Genomic DNA, 4,833 nt, shown 5'->3' on the forward strand with positions numbered 1-4,833 from the left:
GCCACCTACTAACCCGGGTGGCGCGCCGTTATGATTGGCTCGGGTCACGCACCGGCCTGAGTCGGGTCTCTGTCCCCATGAACACCCACAATTCGGCGCCTGGTTTGCGGCGACTTCCTGTCCTGGAGGGGCTGCAAAGCGTCGTGCTCGTGCTGGGTCGCACGCTGTCGCGAATGTGGGGACGAGACGTCATGCTCTATACTGGCGGCGTTTCGTTTTTCATCATGCTTGCGATCTTCCCGGCGATCGCCATTGCCATGGGCTTCTACAGCCTGATGTCCGATCCGGCACGGGTGGCGGAACAGGGCGAGGCCCTGGCCCGGGTGATGCCCGACGCGGCGCGCTTGATCCTTCAGAGTGAAATGATCCGGCTATCCCAGGCTCCGGGTGGAAGTATTTCGATCCAGAGCGGGGTGGCGCTGGTGGTAGGCGCTTATGCTTCCCATCGTGGGTTCAAAGCGCTGTTGGCCGGCCTCTCGTTTATTCATGATGAGGAGCGTCAGCGTGGTTTCCTGAGCTTCAATCTTCTGGCGCTGGTGGTCCTTGTGGCCGTCATGGCTGCGTTGGGCGTCCTATCGACTGTCTTCTTCGCGTTCAGGATCCTGGGGGAAACCTTTGAGCTGAGGCCGCTCAAAGGCGCGCTCTGGCTCTATAGCGAGTGGACCTGGGCCAGCGCCGGAATGACGGCTGGCATGACCCTTATCTATCGTTGGGCGATGTCGCGCGACCCCGTCGACTGGCGGGCCTCCGTGCTCGGCGGCTGGGCGGCGGCAGGCCTCTGCATCTTTGCGTCCTGGGCCCTCGGATTTTACGTCGAACAGATCGCCGAGCTCGGCGCGACCTACGGTTCGGTGGCCACGGTCGTCATTTTCCTGATCTGGCTTTCCTGGAACGTCAACGCGCTGTTCTTTGGCGGCGCACTGGCGACGGAGGTCGAACTGGCCTTGAGGCGTCGCCGGGTTCCGCTCGCGTCCGAGCGCGAGGTCATGCGCTTGAGTGAGCGGTGACCAGGAAGCTCAGCGTTCCACCGTCATCAGATTGTTCCAGAACTGTGGCGCCGACCTCCGAAGCGAAGTGCGGCACATCGATCCTTGCCAGGGGGTCATCGGCCAAGAGCCGGATGCGGGCGCCGGCGGGCGCTGTCGCCAGCGCGCGCCTGAGCTTTAATGTGGGCACGGGACAGTGATGCCCCCGCGCATCGACCAGGATTTCTGCCGCCGCCATCTCCGCCGCATACACCGGCGCCTGCGGTCCGGCCAGTTTTAGATAGACTCTACCGCTACAGACAAACAGGCGGGTTTATCCGTACATCTGGGGTGTAGTCTGCGGTTCGACTTATGAGAGCAGTGTTCAAAAATTTCTACTTTGAGAGGTGAAGGGCCGCGATCTGGCCGGCGATGCTCTGGAAGACCTGGGTCAGCGTGGAAGAGTCGCTGACGTCGTAGAAGTAGTCCGCTCCGGTCGCACAGGTCTGCAGAAGCTCGCTGGTGCCCTCGTCGACCTCCACGCGGATCGTATAGATCTCGATGTCCTTGGCCTTCATGTTTGTGCAGATCTTGGCCAGGCGGGAATCCAGGGCCTCGGTGCGTTCGGCGCTGGACGCGCCCTGCTGGAGCGGCGTGTCGTTCGCCTTCAGGACGCGCCCCTGCCAGATATAGCCGGCGCCGGCGTAGGTGCCGTCATTGGGCGTGTCGCGTTGGCTCAGGGTGTTCTCCCCGTCGGTCATCAGCACAATGATCTTCTTGTGCTTGGGCGTGCCGTAGGCGACCCCGTCGCTGAACGGCGCGAAGGGTGTCAGGGTATTCCAGCCCCAGGCCATCCCGATCGGGATGTTGGTGTTGCCATCAGCGTTCAGGTTGTCGATGGCGGAGCGGAGCGCGGAGAAATCGGTGGTCAGGCGCATCAGCTTTTGAAGGCCACATCCGCGGTTGGGGCCAAAGTTTGTCGATAGGCCACTTCTCGATGTGTACTTGGTGACCGATCCCTGCCGTACCCTCCAATTGTTGCTGCTCGTGCCGTCTGAAAGATAATTGTTCTGATAGTTGTCACCATACCCGTTGGTCCTGCTGTCAGGCTCGTCCACGGCGAAATAGGGCGTGTACAGGGTTGCGCCTGTGGTCGGCGGGGTATCCTGCACGTCGTAGGGGGCCTCGCGCATCTCCACACACCCGCGCCAGCTGGTTCCAATCGTATCGAAGAGGGTGAAGCGATTGGCGAACTGGGTCCCGCTTGCGGTGGTGAAGATCTGATTATTGATCGGCGCCGTGCCCGCCTGATCCATCCAGGCGGCGTTGCGATAGGCGGTCCCGTCGATACGAACCGTGCTGGAGAACGGCACGATGGAGATCCGGATTGGATTGGGGGTCACGCTCTTGGAGGCGACCTCCTCCATCTTGGTCACGAACTCCTTGGCGGCGTCCTTGAGATCCGAAAGCTTGCTGCCTTCGTTCATGGAGCCCGTGTTGTCGAGCACCAGGGCGATCTCGACCTCCATGTCAGCGCGAACGACCTCGGAAGTCGCGGCGACGGTCATGTTTCCGCCGGTTAGCAGGCCGGCGACGAAGGGCCGCACCTGAACGGCCGCGTTTGCGATGACCTTTCCATTGTCGCCGATCAGGAACGATGAGGACGAAATCGTGAAGTCCTCGGTGAGCTTCAGGTTCTGGGCGAGGTAGCGGTTCCCGGCCGTTGTCATCTCGGCGTCGGTGGTGGAGTTGGTTCTTGCGGCGCCGAGGGCTGCCGCATCCAGAGCGTCCTGAAGCTGGGACTTGGCGCTGGTCGCGCGGGCCAGGTCCACGGCGCCCAGGCTGGCCACACAAATCGGAGCCATGCTGATGGCGGCGACCATGGCGACGTTGCCTCGCCTGTCATTGAGCAGCCGCCGCGCTACCGTGGATACAGACCTGTTCATGCGCATCATCCTGACGGAAACAACGTTACTGAACGGGAGAATATTGAAAGAGAGGTAATCTCTGGTTATCTCGAATTGTTAACGCGTATTTACTGTATTTTCGAGCCGATTAACTATTTGTTTATTCAAGAGCGGCAAGCTGTCGCAATGGATCACACCAGATCTCACAAGAGCGGTCAGGGCTTCCTGCAGGACAGGAGCGGTGCAACCGCGATCGAGTTCGCCTTTGTCGCCCCGGTGTTGTTCCTTTCCCTGTTCTCGATCATCGAGGTGGGCATGCTGGGCATGATGAGCAGTGGCCTGGACAACGCCGTGTTCGAAACCTCACGAATGATCCGCACCGGGCGCGGTGATGCTCCCGCCAGCGCGGCCGCCTTCGAGGAACAGGTTTGCGAAAAGCTGGGCGGCAACGTGACCAATTGCCGGGATCGGCTGACCATCAGCGTCCAGCGGTTCGACCGTTTTGCGGACGCCAACACGGTGGTCGCCGCTCCGCCTGCGGGTCAGTTCAACAAGGGCGCCGCAGAGGACATCATCATCGTGAAGGCCAACTACGTCTGGCCGTTGATGACGCCTTTCATTGCCACGGCCTACGAGCGGAATGGGCCTTTAAGCGTCACCCTGGGTTCGCGGGTCACTTTCAAGAACGAGCCCTTCGCATGATGGCCTTCTTCAAGCGCGGGATGAGCGACCAGCAGGGCGCTGCTGCCCTTGAGTTCGCTCTGATCTTCCCGGTGTTGTTCATCCTTCACATCGCCGCCGTGGAGGCCCTGGGCGCCTATCAGGCCCAGCGCAAGGTGTCGCACATCGCGGCCGTAATGGCCGATATCACCGCCCAGAACCGGACGGTGACCACCGAGGAACTGGACGATGTCCTCAAGGCCAGCGTGTCCATGATCTACCCCTATCCCAACGCCAGCGTTCAGCAGCGGGTCTCGAGCCTGAGCGCCAACGGGTCGGGATCAGTGTCCACCGACTGGACGGTGAAGAAGGACTTCAGTTCGGCGGATGGCCCCAGTGTGCCGTCGGGATATCTCTCGGCCAACGAGAGCGTTATCGTCACCGATGTTGTCTATGACTACCGCCCTACCTTCGGTCTCTTCATGCCTGAGACAATCCGGTTTACCCGCCACGCCTATGTGCGGCCCCGCCTGTCGGTGAAGGTGGAGAAAATCTCCTAGAGCCTGTCCGGTTCAGATGGAGTCATCTGAACCGGCTAAACAGGCTCGTTATCATATGTTTAGAGCACGACGGGCGCTGGAACCGGCATCCACTTCAAGCTGTCGTGCTCTAGCGAGATGCGCCCGCGTCAGATCGATCCAGCGGATTCTGACAACAGCGTGTCGAAGATCACCGTCACGCGATCAATAAACACATCGCGTTCGCGGCCCTGCAGGGCTTCGCCCCGGATCAGCCGCTCGACCAAAAAACCGATATAGCTGGCCGCGAGGACGCGCGCCCGGGCATCCGCATCGTCCCCACCCAGCCAGGACCGGATGGGTTCCAGAAATCGGTCCTGGACCAGCACATTGAGCAGCGGTGCCGTATTCGGTGAGGTGGCCGCACGCAGCAGAAACTGGAACCGAAGGGTGCGGTCCTCATCCGCATAAGGGCTCCCGGCGAGCATGATCGCCATATCCCTGGCGAATGTGGCGCGATCCCATGCTCGCACGCCATCTGACAGGAACGATGCGCGCAACGCCTCGACGAACAGCGCTTCCTTGCCACCGAAATAGCGTTTGACCAGAGCCACATCGACCCCGGCGTCGCGGGCGATGTCGCGCAGGACCGCGCAGTCGTAGCCCAACACAGCGAAGTGCGACTTCGCCGCCTCGAGAATGGCCGCCCGAGTGGCTTCCGCGTTGCGCTTTCGGGGCTCGGCCCGGGGGCGGGAAGGGGCCTTAATGTCGCTCATGGCCGTC

At 61.5% G+C, this 4,833-nt stretch carries 6 protein-coding genes; 3 read left to right on the forward strand and 3 right to left on the reverse strand.

What is annotated here, in order from left to right; translation table 11 throughout:
* Positions 1-77 precede the first annotated feature (77 nt).
* Positions 78-1,007 carry a YihY/virulence factor BrkB family protein gene (locus ACIQ42_RS16015; protein ID WP_397423249.1) on the forward strand — a complete coding sequence of 310 codons (930 nt, stop codon included), beginning with the start codon at positions 78-80 and terminating at the stop codon, positions 1,005-1,007.
* Here the strand turns inward: ACIQ42_RS16015 and ACIQ42_RS16020 are convergent.
* Positions 985-1,224, reverse strand: a complete 240-nt coding sequence (locus tag ACIQ42_RS16020) for a sulfurtransferase TusA family protein (protein WP_397423244.1) — start codon at positions 1,222-1,224, stop codon at positions 985-987. The genes ACIQ42_RS16015 and ACIQ42_RS16020 overlap by 23 nt on opposite strands.
* A 136-nt stretch (positions 1,225-1,360) precedes the next feature.
* Entirely contained in the window at positions 1,361-2,911 is a 1,551-nt protein-coding gene (locus ACIQ42_RS16025) for a pilus assembly protein TadG-related protein (protein ID WP_397423245.1), read from the reverse strand.
* 147 nt (positions 2,912-3,058) lie between these two features.
* On the opposite strand from ACIQ42_RS16025, the gene ACIQ42_RS16030 reads away from it, so the two are divergent.
* On the forward strand, positions 3,059-3,574 hold the full coding sequence (locus ACIQ42_RS16030; protein ID WP_397423246.1) for a TadE/TadG family type IV pilus assembly protein: 516 nt from the start codon (positions 3,059-3,061) through the stop codon (positions 3,572-3,574).
* Positions 3,571-4,092, forward strand: a complete 522-nt coding sequence (locus ACIQ42_RS16035; RefSeq protein ID WP_397423247.1) for a TadE/TadG family type IV pilus assembly protein — start codon at positions 3,571-3,573, stop codon at positions 4,090-4,092. Before ACIQ42_RS16030 ends, ACIQ42_RS16035 begins: the two co-directional genes overlap by 4 nt.
* Positions 4,093-4,220: 128 nt before the next feature.
* On the opposite strand, the gene ACIQ42_RS16040 is transcribed toward ACIQ42_RS16035, so the two are convergent.
* On the reverse strand, positions 4,221-4,833 hold a 613-nt coding region (locus tag ACIQ42_RS16040), incomplete at its 5' end, for a TetR family transcriptional regulator (RefSeq protein WP_397423248.1).

Origin of the sequence: Phenylobacterium sp., assembly GCF_044372605.1 — a bacterium.
GTDB lineage: Bacteria > Pseudomonadota > Alphaproteobacteria > Caulobacterales > Caulobacteraceae > Phenylobacterium.